An 18,012-nucleotide genomic window follows, 5' to 3' on the forward strand; every position below is an offset into this window, starting at 1 on the left:
GACGCCGCAAGCTGACATTTAACTACATTCGCAAACTCGCGGAGTTTTTTCACATTTCGCCAGCTGCTTTTTTTTAAATCAATGTGATCAGGAAAAATTTACATATACTTATTGCGTGCATACTTGATAGTATTGACCGCACTTTATTTAAAACTTTGCTTTATAAAGGTTCTTTTCTTTGGATTATAGCTTCTATTACTTCCTTATTTACACAAATCATTCTACTAATAAAAGCATCATATTCTTCTTTTGGATAATATGGATTTTTCTGTATAAAATATGTATTTTCCAAAAAGTTCAAAGCCAAAGCTGAACCAGGTTTATTCTTTTGTATCATTGAATATAGTTCTTTTAATTGAGCAAGGTGTTCAGCTAGAGACATTTCTGTAGTAAAGGAATATGTCGTTTCTACCCTACGATTTAAAATATCTTGCAAATGTTCATATTCAGCAGTGATAGTGCTAGTGTTGTGTCTAATAAATATGTGATAACGCTTAATTTTATCACTATCTTTCTTAGGCAAAAAGGGAATATATCGTGGATTATATTCTATAATAACAACCCGAAATAGTTTACCTTTTAGTTTTGGATATTCTGATTCTTCGTATGAAAAATCTATAATATCAAAATTTAACTGAGACGGAAGATATTTTTAAACTTTATTTTTAAAATCAGTTTTATCATTTAAGTCGGACAATCCCTTAGAGTTAAAACTGTTATCTTCTTTTTTTTCCTCAACACCAAAAATAATTGCACCACCAGATTTATTAGCCATACCAAGAATGTTTTTAGCTATTTCATCATCGGAAACAAGCTCACTTTTAAAGTCTAGATCATCATATTCTCCTGTAGTGTTGCGGAGTAATTCACGCAAAGTTTCTCGACTTGGAGATTCAAAAAATTGAGCAAAATCTTCTTTCCAACTTTTACTTTGCTTAGTGTTTGAGGACATATAAAAATCAAACCTTATGGCATCAAAGTTTAATTAGCAAAATAACATTCATCAAGTTATTAACTTGAAAAATGCTCATTCATCTTTTGTTCTAAAACTTCCAATAACCCATCCACATCTTTACCAGCTTGCTCAAAACAAATCGGTGGTGGTGGTTCCGGTGCAAACTGAATTAACTTAATTTCCCCCTTCCCAATCCCAATCATCACAACCTCTACTTCCGGCTGATGATTATCAACAATTCCCAAAATTTCCTGAAGTCGATTATCAACCTTAATATTTAAATTCTCTATCTGCTCTTTCGGACAATAAACAAAATGCGGCGTTGGTTGCAAATCAATACCAACAGTACCCTGACTGTCACCATTTGCTAACCACAATCCCCAAAACAGCGCCGCCAATTCCTGCTGATTTGCTTTGACAAATTTATCCAACTGGCGACGCCACTTGTTATCACTTGATTCTGGTTGACTATTACCAAAAAACATAAATAATTCGTAATTCGTAATTCGTAATTCGTAATTAAAACCGAAACAAGGGGCGAAAGTTATCTTAAACCTGACTGTACACGCCAGAGACCAGAATAAATCCCATCTTTCTCTAGCAATTGCTCATGGGTTCCAGACTCTACTAATTTCCCATGTTCCATGACATAAATGCAATCGGCATTGCGGATGGTGGAAAGACGGTGAGCGATCGCAATTGTAGTTCTATCTACTGTAATCCGTTCGAGCGATCGCTGGATTGCTGCTTCTGTCTCATTATCTACTGCTGAGGTTGCTTCATCTAAAATCAGAATAGGGGGATTTTTTAACACTGCACGGGCGATCGCAATCCGTTGCCTTTGTCCACCAGACAACTTTTGTCCTCTTTCCCCCACAATTGTCTCATAACCTTGGGGCAATTCAGTAATAAATTCGTGCGCCTCCGCTATCTTCGCCGCCGTAATGATTTCTTGCTCTGTAGTCTCAAAGCTGCCATAAGCAATATTCTCTGCTACAGTGCCATGAAATAGAAAGACATCTTGACTCACTAAACCAATACAACGGCGTAAATCTTGCAAATTCAAACTTTGCAAATCAATACTATCAACAGTAATGCTTCCAGTTTGCACTTCGTATAACCGCAACAAAAGTTTGACTAAAGTGCTTTTACCAGAACCCGTTGAACCAACAATTGCAATGGTTTTCCCTGCCGAAATATCTAAAGACAGATTTTTGATAATTGGAAATCTATCTTTATAGGCAAAATAAACATTTTTAAATTGGACTTCACCGCGCACTTCATTTATAGGTAACAATACATTACCTGTATGAATAGCGATAGGAGTATCTAACAAATTCATGACTCGATTAGTAGAAGCCATTGCCCTTTGATATTGGTCAAATGTTTCGCCTAATCTAGTTAGAGGCCACAACAATCGCTGGATTAAAAACACTAATACGCTGTAAGTACCTACAGACATTGTTCCAGAAACTGCTGCCATCCCGCCATACAACAGTAATGCCGTGAACCCCACCAAAATTAGCATCCGAATTAAAGGGACAAAAGCAGCAGAAAGGGTAATTGCTTTAAAGTTACTCCGGCGATAAGCTTCACTATCTAATTCTAAACGATAAGCTTCATAAGCTTCAGCAGTGAAACTTTTAATAGTAGTAATTCCGCTAATATTATTTGACAAACGTGAGTTGAGGAAACCTACCTTTTCGCGGACATCGGCGTAGCGAGGTGCAAGTAGTCTTTGATAAGCAAAGGAACCCCAGAGGATAAATGGCATCGGTGATAAAGCCATCCACGCTACACTAGGAGCCAAAATAAAGAAAGCAGCGCCAATAATTAAAACGGTTGCGGAAACTTGGATAATATCATTCGCTCCTCCATCCAAAAACCGCTCTAATTGGTTAATATCATCACTGAGGATAGACATTAAACCGCCAGTGCTGCGTTCTTCAAAATAAGCCAATTCTAACTCTTGCAAATGTTTGTATGCATCCAAACGCAAGTCATGCTGAATATTCTGAGCCAAATTCCGCCAAAGTCGAGCGTAGGCGTACTCAAAAACAGATTCTAGTATCCAAATAATGACGGTGAGGAAGGAAATAATCAAAAATTGTCCAAAGACATCACGTACCCCTAACTGGGCAATTATAGAATCCTGCTGTTTAACAACTACATCCACCGCTACGCCAATTAAGCCGGGTGGTGCTAAGTCGAAAAATTTATTAAGGATAGAATAAGTAGTCGCTAGCCAAATTTGTTTACGATACTGGTGTCCATACTCAAGCAATCGCTGGAGAGGATACGTTGAATGTTTACGCCTTCTTGATGCCCGATGAGATTTTAATACAGTAGCCACGGCTTTTTGCAGTTTCGTGCAACTGATATTACCACGGAAAAAAGTTCTCAGTCTTGAGTCTGAAGATGGGCGAACGCAATTATAGTTCTATCTACTGTAATCCGTTCGAGCGATCGCTTGTTTAGTGGATTGCGTGGCGATTTGACAGGAGGGCTGACAGCAGTAGTAGTAGGCTTGCCTTTAGCTTTAGCTAGATACCAGATGATCGTTTTCATAATAAAGTCGTGGGGAAATCTAGTCAAGAATTCATTAGTTATTAGTTATTTGTACTAATGATTAAGGATAAATGACTCATGACTAACCCAAGCGTATTAATCCTACTCATCTAAAGGTTGATGTTTATTCTATATTTTCTGACATTATGAAAACAATATGAGAAGATTTAATGGCAAAATAAATGACTCCACCAGAAAACAGACCTAGCTTACCAGAGGTTAACCGCAGTATTAGAGTACCTAACAGCAGCTTTTGGCGGAAGATGATGGCTTATACAGGGCCAGGGTATCTGGTTTCAGTCGGATACATTGATCCTGGAAATTGGGCAACAGATATCGCTGGGGGGTCAAAATTTGGCTACACTTTGTTAACAGTGATCCTGCTGTCGAACCTGATGGCGATATTACTGCAATCACTATGTGTACGTTTGGGAGTTGCTACAGGGCGAGATTTGGCGCAGGCTTGTCGAGATTATTTCAGCCGAAGGGTAAGCTTTTGTTTGTGGGTACTGTGTGAGATTGCGATCGCAGCTTGTGATTTAGCAGAACTACTAGGAAGTGCGATCGCGCTACAACTTTTATTTGGTATTCCCTTAGTCTGGGGCGTTTGTATCACAGCACTGGATGTCCTGGTCTTGTTATTCCTGCAAAATAAAGGCTTTCGCTATACAGAAGCCCTGGTAATAATGCTGGTAGCAACAGTAGGTATCTGTTTTATAGCAGAAATTCTGTTTTCCCGCCCTGATATGGGGGGGATTTTATTGGGATATTTACCCAAAAAAGAAATTTTACAAAATTCAGAAATGCTCTACATTGCTATCGGCATTTTAGGGGCAACAGTGATGCCTCACAACTTATATTTACACTCCTCAATTGTGCAAACCCGTGATTGGCAACCTAATACTAAAAAAAGATGGGAAGCAATTAAGTTTGGTATAATTGATTCAACTTTTGCATTATCACTAGCACTGTTTATCAACTCAGCGATTTTAATTGTATCTGCTGCAACATTTCATTTTTCTGGTAATCAGAATGTGGCAGAAATTCAAGATGCTTATCAATTGCTTTCACCATTATTAGGAGTGAGTGCTGCTAGTGCTGTTTTTGGCATTGCCTTACTTGCTTCTGGACAAAGTTCAACCCTAACTGCAACTCTAGCAGGACAAATTGTTATGGAAGGCTTTTTGCAATTTCGCTTTCCATCTTGGTTACGCCGTTTAATAACCCGCTTACTTGCTATTATTCCAGCGTTAATTACAATCATTATTTTTGGTGAAAATAGTACAAGCAAACTCATTGTTTTCAGTCAAGTTATCCTCAGCTTACAATTACCCTTTGCAGTGATTCCATTGGTTATGTTTACGAGTAATCGCCGTTTGATGGGTGAGTTTGTGAATCCCTTGTGGTTAAAATCTTTAGCCTGGTTAGTTGCTATTATTATCGTTGGCCTAAATGTTTGGTTGTTATTACAAACTATCTTAGGATCTTGAGTTTAGACTAAGTAATGTAAAACAATCCAGTGCTGTTGAGTTAATGAACAATTTTTGATATGAAACCGCAACAGGTAGTTATTCTCTTAGCAGAAATGTAAAAAATATTTTCTAAATTACTCTTGATCGCAACCTTTGGTTAAGGATCAACGACAAAATCAGCATTTATCATTTGATTAAGTTGCGATCGCTTGCTGTAGTACTAGCCTAAATGACTTTAAAGATCAACAAAAATGAGCATTATCGTCTTCGGCAGCATAAATATAGATTTGGTAGCAACAGCACCCCGCTTGCCAGTCGCCGGAGAAACGTTGCTAGGAGAAAAATTTTTTAAAGTTTCGGGAGGTAAAGGAGCAAATCAAGCTGTAGCATTAGCAAGATTGGGAATTCCTACCCAAATGGTGGGGCGTGTAGGTGCAGACGATTTTGGTGTAGAACTTGTCAACAATTTGCAAGCATCTGGCGTGCAGATTGACAATATTTTCGTGGATGAGACTGTTAGTTCTGGAGTCGCCATCATCGCTGTGAATCATGATGGTGAAAATCAAATTATTGTAATTCCTGGTGCAAATGCGTGTATCAATCAAGAAGATGTAGAACGATTGTCCCATTTATTACCAGAAGCTACAGCACTACTTTTACAATTAGAAATTCCGATTAATGCTGTAATTGCAGCCGCTAAAGCTGCAAGAAAAACTAAAATAACGGTAATTCTCGACCCTGCACCCGCACAGTCTGATTTCCCAAATGAACTTTACCCGTTAGTGGACATTATTACACCAAATGAAGTTGAAGCAGGACAGTTAGTGGGTTTTCCTGTGGATGGAGAAGAACTTGCAGCTAAAGCAGCTGGAGTTTTATTACAACGGGGTGTGAAATGTGCGATCGTTAAACTGGGTGCTAAAGGTGTTTTTTGTGCCACTGCTGAGGAAAAGTTTTTTGTACCTGCGTTTTCAGTTCATGCAGTTGACACAGTAGCTGCTGGCGATGCTTTTAACGGCGGCTTGAGTGCGGCACTTTTTGAAGGACTTCCTTTACATCAAGCAGTTGTTTGGGGTGCAGCAGCCGGTGCTTTAGCAACGACAAAACCAGGCGCACAAACTTCGTTACCGGATAGGTTTACATTTGATGCGTTTCTTAGGGAAAGGGCTGTCAGGAATAGCAAAGATGAGGAGATGCATTTGTGAAGGATTAATAAGAAGGTGTACCAATCAATGCCAATAAAAAGTCCTCAATGTAAGATGAGGGCTTGGCATTTTGGAAGCATCCACTTTTAGTAAATCAGCTTTTTTAGACCAACCATATAGTAACCTGAGTTCGGGTTAAGCCAGAAGCTCAAAAGCTTATTCTATAAGGATTGAACAAAACTCTAACTGATCGAGGAAACGATTAAAGTGGAATCATTTTGTCAATAAGGTTCACAAATGAGACTAATCTCAACAACATGCCTTATAGAGAATAGATTCAAACTAAGCTTCAGACCGAATAACAATAAGTCAAGGCTTTTGAGGATTTCTTATCCCGAACTCAGGTTATAGTAGGGTTTTTGGCATCAAACAATTATGTTTCTTCCAAAAGTGGATACTCGCGGCATTTTCTGCTATGAGACTCCGATTTTATTTTTGAAATCCACGTAGGGTGTGTTAGCGCAGAAAGTATGATACAACTTTAGGCTTTTGGTGCGTTACGCTCCACTAACACATCCTACAAGAATAGTTAAATTTTTTCAAACCAATTTACAATTTCCATATATATCGGCTCAATCCCTTCTAGCTACGAGCAAGGGTAATCTGGGCAGCGTCAAAGTCTTGTAGCCGAGTCATGTTTCCACTATTCTTATCTATGCTATATACAGCATTAGGTGTCTCATACCTCTGCGCTCCAAATGCTAGGAGTTGACCTGCTCCAGAGCAAACCAAGCTTTGTAAGCCATTATTCCATGCTTTACCATTAAGTTTCAATTGTGCCAGTCGGATTGGGCTTTTTTGATTTGAGTCTAGCTGCACCAAAGTTGTATCGCCATTTAATCCAACTAAAGAGGTATAAAGTTTTCCATCTGGGCACTGTGCTAGATTACTGGCTCGCTCATCCTTCGGGAATTTAACCCTACTAATAGCACTGATCTCTCCTGTTTCAATGTCAATATCTACCAATGTGATCGGTGGTGTACCGTTCTTCTTACCTACTAAACCGATGAGTCGCCCATCATTAGTGCCTAGCAAGCTTCCAAGCTGTTGATTTTGTTTAAGTCCTGAGATTATCAAAGTTTTTACAGGCGTACTCAAAAATGTAATGCGAGTAGGTGTCGCCTGTTTCCTTGCAATGGTAATAGGAGTAGCAGCTACGACAAGTGTGCCATCGCTTAAACAAGTAAAGCCACTCAATGTCTCATTAGTCTCTACTAAAGGTCTAACCTGATTGGGAGCCTGACTGGGAGCCTCATTGGAAAGTATGCCATTCGTTAAAGAACCGAGGTTACTCAATATATCATCGACCTTTCCTAAAGCTGTACCGACCTTGGCAATTGTGCCATCGCTTAAAACAGCGAAACTACTCAATGTTTCATTAGACTGTACTAAAGATGTACCACTCTCAGCAAGTATCTGAGTAACTATTGGACTGAGAAGCTGAACCTTTCCTGTATTTAAGGATTGCAAAACAAAGGAGTCCAAAACAAGTCCTAGCCCTACAGGCTTAATATCTGTGGGTACAATGTTTGCGGTAATACTATTTAATTCAGTGGTATCTACCTCTGGACTAACTGTTTGGTCAGTGTTGATGATAGAGCCAGAACCTATACCTACAATTTTGAAATTTGGTGTTTGTGCCAAAGTTTTATTGCCTAGATAACTAAGCCCAGACACTATAGTTCCACCAAGTACCAACTGGCCAAACTGCCGACGTGATAGCTTGTAGCTCATATTTCTACTCCTAGAATTAATGACTTTTATTAAGTAGCAGTGTATTGAACGTAAACGGGTAAAGTTATGATATTCGCGTCCAGGTTGCTACTGAGGGTGTTCCATTGTTGTCACTAATAAAAAGCATGTACCAGCCTGGTACTGCTATGTTTCGATTGGTTGCTAGTGTGACATTGAGAGAAGTAGTGTTCCTATAATTAATTCGCACATCCACTAACCTTTGTTCTGTATCGCAGGAATGAGTGGTTGCCATTGGTTTAATCAGACTAACCCATTTAATATTCCCAGCCTGGGGTGTCTGAATTGTAAATTGCTGTCCGTAGGTCAATACTTCAGGAGCGCTCTGAATAACTGGGCGCGATCGCGACATATACGCAGGACTGTAGATTTCTAATCGCAGTTCATTGACAGTCCGGTTAGGGTTACCCCCAGCTGTGACTACCCTACCATCTGGTAGAAGCAATGCTACTGAGTGATATACGCGAGGGACATTTTGTTTAGCTACTACTGTCCAGGTATTTGTAGCTGGATTGTAGATTTCTGCTGGCAGCATTGATTGTTTGATGTCCTCATTCATTTTGCTACCATTGCAAACAAACACTGTGCGATCGGGCAACAAAACTGCGCTGTGATGCATCCGAGCATAGTTCAGAGGTTTTGCTGCTACATAAGTTGGGTTAGTAGCTTTTAAATCTACAATATTGACCCTGTTTGTTGCCGTACCAGCACTACCACCACCGAGAATCATTACTTTTTGGTCTTGTGCAGGTGGTAAAAGCACACTAGTACCTTGATTTCCAAAGGCTGGGTCTTGTAGCCCTGGCACCACTTTTTCTGTAATGGATTCTGTAAATGTCCCTGGCAAGGTTAGTATAGTTGGCGCTATTCCATTGTTGCCGCCCATCTGGGCACCTGAATAAAAAAGCTTTCCACTATCGAGTAGAAACAGATTCACGTATGCTGCAAAGGAACTAGTTATTGGAAAAGCGTTCCAACCATTTGGAAAGAAATATGAATAAATTTCTGGTTGTCTATTGAGCTTGCCATCTTTATCCGGTCCAGATATTGCAAAGACCCGACCACTGCCTAGTGTTAACAAAGTAGGATACCAGCGACCATTATTCATTGGTGGTATCTTGAACCATTTCTCGCCAATAGGATCAAATATCAGAGCAGCTGGTGAACCATAAAATGGGTCATAGCGCAAAGTTCCACCCGCAACCAATAACCCACCATCAGGGCGGAAGGAATGACCAGCGCAAAATAGATCAATCGGTTGATTATTACTATCCAATGGAGCCTTTTGATAGGTAAAGGTTCCTTTGTTCACATCCCAAACTACACTGTCATAGGGAGTATTTAACCGACTGGGATCATTACCTGAACCGCAGAATAAGAATATTTTACTAGTACGAAGTAGAGCGGCATGTATAGGTAGGATTGGAGCATTATACGGCAATACTTCCCATTTGTCTGTGGTAGTAGCCTGAGCGATGAAAGTCCCTAAATTCGTTTCCTCTAGAAGATTAGAGTTGTTATGAGATTGAGTCACTTTATTTACAATTATTCCTGCGTAGGTTTTATGTTTTTGTTCTTTGTCTCAGTAACTGATTCCTAAAATTATATCTATACTTTTTAGGCTTATCTAATGTTAAGATGTGATGTTTTTTATAACAAGATTAGTTAAATACCGTTTTTTATTAGTAATTACGCTGTCAATTTTACCTGCTATCGAGTATCTAATTAAGCCTTGCACTGTATTTTTTCGGAAAGGATGAACTACGCTTTTAAATTTGATGTGGATACCTTTGGGGGCTTGGCATTGGGCATCGCTGGCTCAAAAATTGTGTTTTTGACCTTCGATTTATAACTAGTTTTGAACACTCAGGTGTCGCACATTTAATTTGCACAACTAGGGGGGCAAAATGCCTACCTCACAGGAGATTGGTTTTTTAGAGGATGCAAATTAAAATATTTTTGGGTTATTTTGTATTAGAATAAAAATGATTAGCTAAAGTTTGAAATACAAGTATAATACAATACTTAATACATAATTAATAGAATTTACCGGATCACAACTGATCGCTTTTGACTGTGATCGCAAATTTGAGACAATTAGCTGAGAGATTTTTAGTCATGAAAATGATACACAATACAACCAAAGCGTAGTAAAGTAAAGTAGTAAAGCTCAGAGTGGGTTGTAAAAATCGAAACCTACTTAGTATAAATAGTGGTAACGTCGATCGCTCCCAAAGCAAGATTGTGCCATGAGCAACTCAACTCCAATGAATGACAAGAAAAATCTTCCCAAGAAAAAGGGTAGGACACTACCTCCCAAGCTGATCATCTGGCTGGGAAAGTTTGTCTGGACGGCTATGTGGCAGATGATGATGTCAAAGCTTGCTCCTAGCAATCAGTCGGGAGCTTATATTCGTCCTAATAGCCAGTTTCGGAAGTTCATTGGTACAGAAGGAGGTAATCCACACCCACCAGCAGCAGGGCGCTACAAACTTTATGTTGGGCTGGGCTGTCCTTGGGCGCACCGAACCTTAGTTGTGCGATCGCTCAAAAAACTCGAAGCGGTAATATCGGTATGTATCGTCTCTCCTTCTCCCATTGAAGGCGGTTGGATATTCAATCAGGAAGAAGAAGGTTGTCGCACACTGGCTGAATTTTATCAGTTGGCAGAACCTGGTTACAGTGGACGCTCTACAGTTCCAATATTATGGGATAACCAAACAAAAACCATTGTCAACAATGAGAGTTCAGAGATTATAGTTATGCTGAACTCTGAGTTTAATCAGTTCGCCAACAATCCCACGCTGGATCTTTACCCAGAAGCACTCAAAGAAAAGATTGACTGGTGGAATGAAAAGATTTATCACGCGGTAAATAACGGTGTGTATCGCTGCGGTTTTGCCCAGAGCCAAGAAGCATACAATCAAGCCTGTAATGAACTGTTCACAACTCTCGATGAGATTGACATTACATTACAGACTAGTCGATATCTATGTGAGGATAATCTCACTCTAGCAGATGTCCGTTTATTCACGACGTTATTTCGGTTTGATAGTGCCTACTATGGGTTGTTTAAGTGCAATAGGCAGCGAATTCAAGACTATCAGAACTTGGGAGCTTATTTACGTGATTTATATCAGCTTCCAGGTGTAGCTGACACCTGCGATGTCGAGAGTGTGAAGCGGGATTACTACGGGAATCTATTCCCACTCAATCCGGGCGGGATAATTCCCGATGGGCCTGATATGTCTTATCTTTATCAACCATCTGGGCGCGATCGCATTGGCAAAGTGAATGCTTCATAAGGTAGATTGAGAATTAATACCCCGATGGCTGCATTCTGGAGTTGATCAATAACCATTAGTGTCAACTTAAGAAAAAATCTGCTTTGAGAGGACGTTTTGTCCTCATCCCCTAACTCCTTCTCCCAACTTGGGATTCGGGGAACTAGAGAATTTGCTTTCCTCTGGCAAAATTGCTTTCAAGGTTGGGGGTGAGGCTCAAACCTGGAAAGTTCGCCAAATCTAGCTTATACGTTAAGTTGACACCAATGATGAATCATGAACCAGATTAATCGAGTTGCAATTGTTGGTGGAACTCATGGCAATGAGTTTACAGGAGCCTACCTAATCCAAAAATTTTCCCAGTTTCCTGACTTGATTACTAGACAAAGTTTTAAGACAGTAACTCTGTTAGCAAATCCTAACGCTTTTGCGGCGGGGAGGCGATATGTAGAGAAAGATTTAAATCGTTGTTTTCTCAAGCAAGATTTGCAAGATTCGACTCTGAGTAGTTACGAAGAATTGCAAGCTAAATCAATCCAGCATACCCTAGCATCAAACAAAGATAAACAAGCAGATTTTATTTTAGACTTGCACAGTAGTACAGCTAATATGGGTCTGACAATTATTTTGGTAAACAGTCATCCCTTAAACTTGAAATTGGCTGCTTATCTGAGCCAGATTAATCCTTTAGTTAGGATTTATCGCTGCTCTTTTAAATCAATTGAAGAAAACCCATTTGTAAATTCTCTATGCGAATTAGGCTTTGCGATCGAGGTTGGGCCTATTGCCCAAGGACTCTTAAAAGCGACGCTGTTCCAACAAACAGAAGAACTTGTTTATGCAGTACTGGACTATCTAGAACGGTTTAATCAGGGGGCAACTCCATCAACTAACGAAACGTTGATTCTCTATAATCATTTATCAGTTGTGGACTATCCAAAAAAACAGGATGGTACAATCTTTGGGATGATTCATCCAGAGCTTCAGGATAAGGATTATCATGCCTTGAATCCAGGAGATCCGATTTTTATAACTTTTGATGGTAAAATAATTATTTATCAGGGAGCATCTACCGTTTGGCCGATTTTTATTAATGAGGCAGCTTACTACGAAAAGGGAATTGCAATGTGTTTTACCCAGATGCAGCAAATAAATATCTAAGACGTGTAGAGACTTTTTTATATGAGCGCTCTTTATTGGAATTGCTTGTAGAAATTGAGCATCAAAATCATCAATTATTTCTATATATAAAGCATTGGTAAAACTTACGTTTACATGTGTCTTGGTTATGATATATTGATGACCAGTAATTATATATCAGGGTAAAAAGTTGTCTGAAAGGCTGATCAAGTCGAAATTAAAGGAGTACTAATACCGTTTATTTGTGAAGCTGCGCTAAATCTCTTAATTGATTATTTCTTGGCATACTTGGCGCTCTTGGCGGTTCGTTTTTTATTTCTTGCCCCATAAGCGCATCTTCATACAGAATTGGTATAAGTTAAAGTATAAAACTTGATTGATAAAGCCCAAACTTAACATTATATTTACGCTTAAAAATAATGAAAATCAAGCGAGATGGAAACAAACCAATCGCCAGTCTTTCTTTGGACTTGGATAATGTTTGGTCTTTTCTAAAAAATCAAGGCGCTTCGGGTTGGGAGACTTTTCCCTCTTACTTAGATATTGCAGTTCCTCGTTTCTTAGATATTTTTCAGCAATGGGATTTGACAATCACAGTCTTTATTGTCGGTCAGGATGCAGCGCTGGAAAAGAATACCAAGGCATTACAAGCGATCGCAATCGCCGGTCACGAAATAGGTAATCATTCATTTTACCACGATCCTTGGCTACATCTGTATTCAGAGGATGAGATTGAACAAGAGGTGGCCTTAGCCGAACAACATATCAAGCGCGTCACTCATCAACATCCTATCGGCTTCCGGGGGCCTGGATACAGTTTTTCTCCTGCGGTATTGAAAGTTTTAGCACGACGGGGATATGAGTATGATGCTTCGACTTTTCCCACATTTTTGGGGCCTATAGCACGAGCATATTATTTGATGACTTGTAAACTGAGCAAGGAAGAACGCAAGAAACGAGAAGCCCTTTTTGGCGGTTTCAAAGAGGGTTTGCAGCCTCTGAAACCTTACCAGTGGAAGATGGGTAAAAATAGACTCACAGAAATTCCTGTTACCACCATGCCAATTTTTAAAGTGCCAATTCACTTTAGTTACATAATGTATCTAAGTACATTTTCTTCGGAAGTGGCGTTACTCTACCTGCGAATTGCCCTGTGGCTGTGTAAATTGACGCGTGTTCAGCCTTCTTTGCTATTCCATCCTACAGACTTTGTAAGTCAAGAGGATGTACCAGAGCTATCATTCTTCCCTGGAATGAGCCTTCCCACCTACAAAAAGCTGGCAATAGTGAACAAAAGTTTGGAAATTATATCCAGTCAGTTTAATGTTTTGACTCTTGGCAAACATGCCAAATCTGTAGCCGATGGTCGTCAACTTTCTGTATTAGTGCCTCAAAAGAGGTAAAAATATGAGCTATGCGATTGATAAATCCAATTTGTATTCTTAATTACAAATAAAATTAATTTTGACCTGTTTTTGAGAAAGAGGAAATTGTCCTGGCAAAAAGACAAATTTATTTTTATAATATTTACCTATTCCAATGTTTTTATTAAAAACTTCTGGTGATATCCCTTGCCAGAGGTTATTTTTTTAAATGTTCTCTTCAATCAGATTTTTTAATCGTTATCTAAGTTTTGAATATTAGCAAGTTATCTTGACACCAGCTGACATTTGCTAGCAAGTATGTGTAAAGTAATTGAGAGTCAATCACCATCTCTAATTTTTGACACATCTATCTATGGTTAGAAAAACCCAACGGATTTTACTGCTAGTTGTTTGCTGTAGTATAACTGGTGTAGTTTTAGGAGGTACTGCCGGTTGGGCAGAAAGTAGTCTTTGTCTAGAAGACAGTAAGGTTACAAGTGAGTGCTTAACCCAAGATCCGATTCAAAAAACTATCCAAGGAATGAGTACTGGATTAGTAGCTGGGGCTGGGGCCGCTTTTGGTGCGGCATGGCAGTTACGGCATGAAGATTGAGGGTAAACTATCTATCACTAACCCGGTACTCCGGGTTAGATCAGGTTTCTGTACTAATTAAGCAGTGCCTCCACTTAAATTTTCGCCCAGCATGAGGTCTTAGCTCCCCTTTTACAGCAGAGATAAGCCTTTCTCAATATTTATCTGATACCTTCTGCTTTAATCTTTATCGCTGCATTTCCATCTCTTCGCGTGCCAAAGTTGAGATGAAAGAGAACATTGGCAATTCGTTCGCTGATTTAGAGCAAGTAGGGTTTATCTTTATATTTAAAGAGAGAGATTAAATCCTAAATAAAGCACACGAAAAATTAACTATGGCAAGCGGTGAAGTATTTGATACCAAAACAAAGCCCCTATCTGTGCCAAAGGTAAACCTGCTGACCATGTTCCGGCTGGGTTTATTTCAGATGGGGTTGAGCATGATGTCCATTTTGACTCTAGGGGTACTCAACAGAGTCATGATTCAAGAAATAGCAATTCCGGCGACGCTGGTATCAATAGTTCTAGCACTGCCCTTATTTGTTGCTCCTTCGCGTGTCTGGTTTGGTCAGATTTCCGATGCCAAACCGTTATGGGGATACCAGCGCACAGCTTATGTTTGGATAGGCGCGGCAATATTTGCGATCGCAGCATTTTTAGCTGTACAAGTAATGTGGCAGATGAATCTTGCCGCTACTAGTGCAGGTGGTTGGGTATGGACAACCCAAACAATCGGCTGGACAGCACTTTTAGCTTTAGTTTTCGCTGTATACGGTCTAGGAATTTGTGCTAGCAGTACTGCTTTTGCTGCTTTGTTGGTAGATATATCTGAAGAAGATAACCGTTCTAAAGTAGTCGGTGTGGTTTGGTCAATGCTAATGGTGGGGATTATTGTTGGAGCAATCATTAGTGCCAGCTTGCTAAAACAGTTAACGCCAGAAGCAACCGTAGAAACCTTGCAGCCAGCAATCAACCGATTGTTTTTTATCGTCCCAGCAATTGTATTTGGTTTAGCGATCGCATCCACATTCGGCGTAGAAAAAAAATACTCCCAATATTCAAGCCGTTCCACACTGATAAACCGGGAAGATAGTATTACTCTAGGCAATGCTTGGAAAATCTTGACAGCAAGCCCACAAACAGGTATATTTTTTACCTTTTTATTGGTGATGACTATCAGTTTGTTTATGCAAGACCCGATTTTGGAACCTTATGCGGGTCAAGTGTTTAAAATGCCACTAGCAGAAAGTACTAAATTAAATGTTTTTTATGGAACGGGTCTGTTGATTGCCTACGGCGTTACGGGCTTTTACATTGTCCCGCGTTTAGGTAAGCGCAGAACTGCACGTCTAGGCTGTATGTTGGTAGCATTCTGTGCAATCTTGCTGGGTATATCAGGATTCACAGCTAATGCAGCAGTTCTCAAACTAAGTTTGGTTTTGTTCGGTTTAGCCACAGGTTTCTTAACTACAGCAGCGATTAGCTTGATGTTGGATCTGACCGCAGCAGAAGCCGCAGGTACGTTTATTGGGGCTTGGGGATTAGCGCAGTCCCTCTCTAGAGGTGTGGCTGTAGTAATTGGAGGTACAGTTTTGGATATTGGACGCAACCTGCTATCTAGCCTAGAACTAGCTTATGGACTGGTATTTGTTCTAGAAGCCGTGGGTATGGTGCTGTCGATTTGGTTTCTGAATCGGGTGAACATCACAGAATTTCAAACAAGTACAAAGCTTGCGATCACTTCAGTTTTAGAAAGCAATTTAGACTAGACTGTATGGGGCATAGGGCATGGGACAAATGACAAATGACTAATAACCAATGAATGATTTTTGGACAACAATTCTAGATTTTGCCCAAACTACCACTACCAGAGTGGGCAAGCAACTAATGCAAGATTTTGGGAAAGTACAGGCTGACCAAAAAGCTGATGGTAGTTTGGTGACGCAAGCAGATAAATGGGCAGATCAGGAAATTCGGGATGCGATCGCTTCTAATTTCTCCGGTTACGGCATTTTGACTGAAGAAAGCGAACGGTCATTTCCTGGTACTGAGTGGTGCTGGGTAATTGATCCTCTCGACGGTACAACCAACTTCACACGCGGCATTCCCCTCTGGACAATATCTCTGGGTTTACTATATCGAGGCACACCCATTTTTGGTTATGTTTACGCACCAACCTTGAATCAAGCTTTTCATGGTTTCTGGGCAGGTTCATCTGGTTTAGCAACACCAACAGGAGCATTTCTCAACAACCACCCCATCCACACTAGTATAGATAGTCCCAGCAACAATCACTTTTTTAACCTCTGTTCCCGCAGCACCGCAGTTATCCAGAACGGTTTTCCCTGCAAAATTCGCATGTTGGGTGTGGCTAGCTATAACTTTTTGACAGTTGCTACTGGAGCTACTCTCGGTGGTATTGAGGCGACACCAAAAATTTGGGACTTAGCCGGGGCTTGGGTAATTGTTCAGGCTGCTGGTGGGGTCTGGTCATCGCTGAAATCAGAACCATTTCCCTTGTCACCGGGAGAAGATTATAGCGATCGCTCTTTTCCCACCCTTGTAGTTAGTCGCCCCGAATTAATTCCGGTATTTCAACCTTTTCTCGAAAGCGTAAAAATTTAATATAATTTGCTGTTTATTTGAAAACAGTAATTTTGTCAACCAGCTTAGTCAAGGGCGATATACCCGAAATTAAAGTTAACAAAGTCTTAGTCACACAGAGAATTGAGTATAAATTAAACTGGTAATAATCCTGATTTTAGTGCAATAACAGTGTAGCGACTAATTTAAGTACAGTTGTGGCTTCCATCACACTGCTTAATTTAGTATAAATAATTTTATGTTGTCTAATCTAGATTTAATTCGAGAGTTTGTGCAAAACTCTATTTATAAAAAAGAAGTTTTATTGTCAAATCCTGCTTTGACAGCACAAACAGTTTATAACACCAACCAACTGATAGCAAAAACCGAAGGTGTGATTGCCACCGTCCAACTATCTAAGACACTATCTGAATTCTGGATTTCTCCAAAATCATCACAATGGGAATTGATAAATCAGGCATTAGCAGAATATAGTTATCTCCTCAAAGGAGAAGTGGACAGTCGAGGTTTCTATAAGTATCAATACTGCGAAGTTCCTAAAGGCTATGAGATGCACTGTACTAAATGTGTGCTTTTATGGCGAGCTTGGTGGAAATATCGCAAGTATACTTCAAGAGTAGGGATTCCGTTGGAACTTCTGATTAGAAAACGGGATTCATGGTATCCAATTAGAGATTTAATTATTAGCGACGGACTTCTTTATATCAAAACTTTAGGAAGTGAAATAGCACTTGATTCAAACGATCTTGTTACTTGGTTAAGTAAAGTTGATGTAATCAATATTATTAAAGAAATACCTACTACAGAGATATAGGGTAGGTAATGTTAAGTATTTAATTTGCTAAGGCTGCAGGGGGGCAGCTTTTGCTGGGAGCAAGGGAGAGGATTTGCAGTTTTTTTGACAATGAAAATAGTGCAACTTGTATCATTGGTGTCAACTTAAGAAAAATCTGCTTTGAGAGAACGTTTTGCCCTCATCCCCTAACCCCTTTTTCCAACTTGGGATTCGGGGAACTAGAGAATTTACTCGCCTCTGGCAAAATTGGGAGAGGGCTTGGGGTGAGGGTCAAACCTGG

At 39.8% G+C, this 18,012-nt stretch carries 16 protein-coding genes; 9 read left to right on the forward strand and 7 right to left on the reverse strand.

What is annotated here, in order from left to right:
- Window positions 1-160 precede the first annotated feature (160 nt).
- From V7L20_RS24860 to V7L20_RS24880, 5 genes are all read right to left on the reverse strand, one after another.
- The gene (locus V7L20_RS24860) at window positions 161-523 is read right to left on the reverse strand and encodes a hypothetical protein (RefSeq protein ID WP_334746626.1); all 363 of its coding nucleotides are present in this window, start codon (window positions 521-523) and stop codon (window positions 161-163) included.
- Window positions 524-652: 129 nt separating this feature from the next.
- Window positions 653-952 (reverse strand): AlbA family DNA-binding domain-containing protein, encoded by a 300-nt coding sequence (locus V7L20_RS24865; RefSeq protein ID WP_334746627.1) that lies wholly within the window; start codon window positions 950-952, stop codon window positions 653-655.
- 59 nt (window positions 953-1,011) lie between these two features.
- Window positions 1,012-1,440, reverse strand: coding sequence for a beta-carboxysome assembly chaperone CcmS (gene ccmS / locus V7L20_RS24870; protein ID WP_334746628.1), 429 nt, complete (start codon window positions 1,438-1,440; stop codon window positions 1,012-1,014).
- 59 nt (window positions 1,441-1,499) lie between these two features.
- Window positions 1,500-3,308: an ABC transporter ATP-binding protein gene (locus V7L20_RS24875; protein ID WP_334746629.1), complete on the reverse strand. Its 1,809-nt coding sequence runs from the start codon at window positions 3,306-3,308 to the stop codon at window positions 1,500-1,502.
- 47 nt (window positions 3,309-3,355) lie between these two features.
- Window positions 3,356-3,523 (reverse strand): hypothetical protein, encoded by a 168-nt coding sequence (locus tag V7L20_RS24880; RefSeq protein WP_334746630.1) that lies wholly within the window; start codon window positions 3,521-3,523, stop codon window positions 3,356-3,358.
- A gap of 182 nt (window positions 3,524-3,705) precedes the next feature.
- Between V7L20_RS24880 and V7L20_RS24885 the strand changes: the two genes are divergently transcribed.
- Entirely contained in the window at window positions 3,706-5,013 is a 1,308-nt protein-coding gene (locus V7L20_RS24885; RefSeq protein WP_334746631.1) for an Nramp family divalent metal transporter, read from the forward strand.
- A 233-nt stretch (window positions 5,014-5,246) separates the two neighbouring features.
- Window positions 5,247-6,200, forward strand: a complete 954-nt coding sequence (rbsK, locus tag V7L20_RS24890) for a ribokinase (protein ID WP_334746632.1) — start codon at window positions 5,247-5,249, stop codon at window positions 6,198-6,200.
- Between the two features lie 582 nt (window positions 6,201-6,782).
- Here rbsK and V7L20_RS24895 read toward each other — a convergent pair.
- Together V7L20_RS24895 and V7L20_RS24900 are read right to left on the reverse strand one after the other, a co-directional pair.
- Window positions 6,783-7,934: a hypothetical protein gene (locus tag V7L20_RS24895; protein ID WP_334746633.1), complete on the reverse strand. Its 1,152-nt coding sequence runs from the start codon at window positions 7,932-7,934 to the stop codon at window positions 6,783-6,785.
- A gap of 64 nt (window positions 7,935-7,998) precedes the next feature.
- Complete coding sequence (locus tag V7L20_RS24900) at window positions 7,999-9,486, reverse strand: galactose oxidase-like domain-containing protein (protein ID WP_334746634.1); 1,488 nt, start codon at window positions 9,484-9,486, stop codon at window positions 7,999-8,001.
- A 715-nt stretch (window positions 9,487-10,201) separates the two neighbouring features.
- Here V7L20_RS24900 and V7L20_RS24905 point away from each other — a divergent pair.
- The 7 genes from V7L20_RS24905 (at window position 10,202) to V7L20_RS24935 (ending at window position 17,750) form a co-directional block, all read left to right on the forward strand.
- Window positions 10,202-11,257, forward strand: a complete 1,056-nt coding sequence (locus V7L20_RS24905) for a glutathione S-transferase family protein (protein ID WP_334746635.1) — start codon at window positions 10,202-10,204, stop codon at window positions 11,255-11,257.
- A gap of 255 nt (window positions 11,258-11,512) precedes the next feature.
- Window positions 11,513-12,397, forward strand: coding sequence for an aspartoacylase (locus V7L20_RS24910; protein ID WP_334746636.1), 885 nt, complete (start codon window positions 11,513-11,515; stop codon window positions 12,395-12,397).
- Window positions 12,398-12,795: 398 nt separating this feature from the next.
- The gene (locus tag V7L20_RS24915) at window positions 12,796-13,779 is read left to right on the forward strand and encodes a polysaccharide deacetylase family protein (RefSeq protein ID WP_334746637.1); all 984 of its coding nucleotides are present in this window, start codon (window positions 12,796-12,798) and stop codon (window positions 13,777-13,779) included.
- 334 nt (window positions 13,780-14,113) lie between these two features.
- The gene (locus V7L20_RS24920) at window positions 14,114-14,353 is read left to right on the forward strand and encodes a hypothetical protein (RefSeq protein WP_334746638.1); all 240 of its coding nucleotides are present in this window, start codon (window positions 14,114-14,116) and stop codon (window positions 14,351-14,353) included.
- 314 nt (window positions 14,354-14,667) lie between these two features.
- Window positions 14,668-16,101 carry a BCD family MFS transporter gene (locus V7L20_RS24925; protein ID WP_334746639.1) on the forward strand — a complete coding sequence of 478 codons (1,434 nt, stop codon included), beginning with the start codon at window positions 14,668-14,670 and terminating at the stop codon, window positions 16,099-16,101.
- 49 nt (window positions 16,102-16,150) lie between these two features.
- The gene (locus V7L20_RS24930; RefSeq protein WP_334746640.1) at window positions 16,151-16,957 is read left to right on the forward strand and encodes an inositol monophosphatase family protein; all 807 of its coding nucleotides are present in this window, start codon (window positions 16,151-16,153) and stop codon (window positions 16,955-16,957) included.
- 217 nt (window positions 16,958-17,174) lie between these two features.
- On the forward strand, window positions 17,175-17,750 hold the full coding sequence (locus tag V7L20_RS24935) for a hypothetical protein (protein WP_334746641.1): 576 nt from the start codon (window positions 17,175-17,177) through the stop codon (window positions 17,748-17,750).
- The last annotated feature ends 262 nt before the right edge of the window (window positions 17,751-18,012 follow it).

The sequence above is a fragment of the Nostoc sp. genome (assembly GCF_036916735.1).
In the GTDB taxonomy this organism is placed as follows: domain Bacteria; phylum Cyanobacteriota; class Cyanobacteriia; order Cyanobacteriales; family Nostocaceae; genus Nostoc.

Coding starts and splice junctions, on each gene's coding strand:
- V7L20_RS24865 (WP_334746627.1), bottom strand. CDS start 952: ATGTCCTCAAACACTAAGCAAAGTAAAAGTTGGAAAGAAGATTTTGCT.
- ccmS (WP_334746628.1), bottom strand. CDS start 1,440: ATGTTTTTTGGTAATAGTCAACCAGAATCAAGTGATAACAAGTGGCGT.
- V7L20_RS24880 (WP_334746630.1), bottom strand. CDS start 3,523: ATGAAAACGATCATCTGGTATCTAGCTAAAGCTAAAGGCAAGCCTACT.
- V7L20_RS24885 (WP_334746631.1), top strand. CDS start 3,706: ATGACTCCACCAGAAAACAGACCTAGCTTACCAGAGGTTAACCGCAGT.
- rbsK (WP_334746632.1), top strand. CDS start 5,247: ATGAGCATTATCGTCTTCGGCAGCATAAATATAGATTTGGTAGCAACA.
- V7L20_RS24895 (WP_334746633.1), bottom strand. CDS start 7,934: ATGAGCTACAAGCTATCACGTCGGCAGTTTGGCCAGTTGGTACTTGGT.
- V7L20_RS24905 (WP_334746635.1), top strand. CDS start 10,202: ATGAGCAACTCAACTCCAATGAATGACAAGAAAAATCTTCCCAAGAAA.
- V7L20_RS24910 (WP_334746636.1), top strand. CDS start 11,513: ATGAACCAGATTAATCGAGTTGCAATTGTTGGTGGAACTCATGGCAAT.
- V7L20_RS24915 (WP_334746637.1), top strand. CDS start 12,796: ATGAAAATCAAGCGAGATGGAAACAAACCAATCGCCAGTCTTTCTTTG.
- V7L20_RS24920 (WP_334746638.1), top strand. CDS start 14,114: ATGGTTAGAAAAACCCAACGGATTTTACTGCTAGTTGTTTGCTGTAGT.
- V7L20_RS24925 (WP_334746639.1), top strand. CDS start 14,668: ATGGCAAGCGGTGAAGTATTTGATACCAAAACAAAGCCCCTATCTGTG.
- V7L20_RS24930 (WP_334746640.1), top strand. CDS start 16,151: ATGAATGATTTTTGGACAACAATTCTAGATTTTGCCCAAACTACCACT.
- V7L20_RS24935 (WP_334746641.1), top strand. CDS start 17,175: ATGTTGTCTAATCTAGATTTAATTCGAGAGTTTGTGCAAAACTCTATT.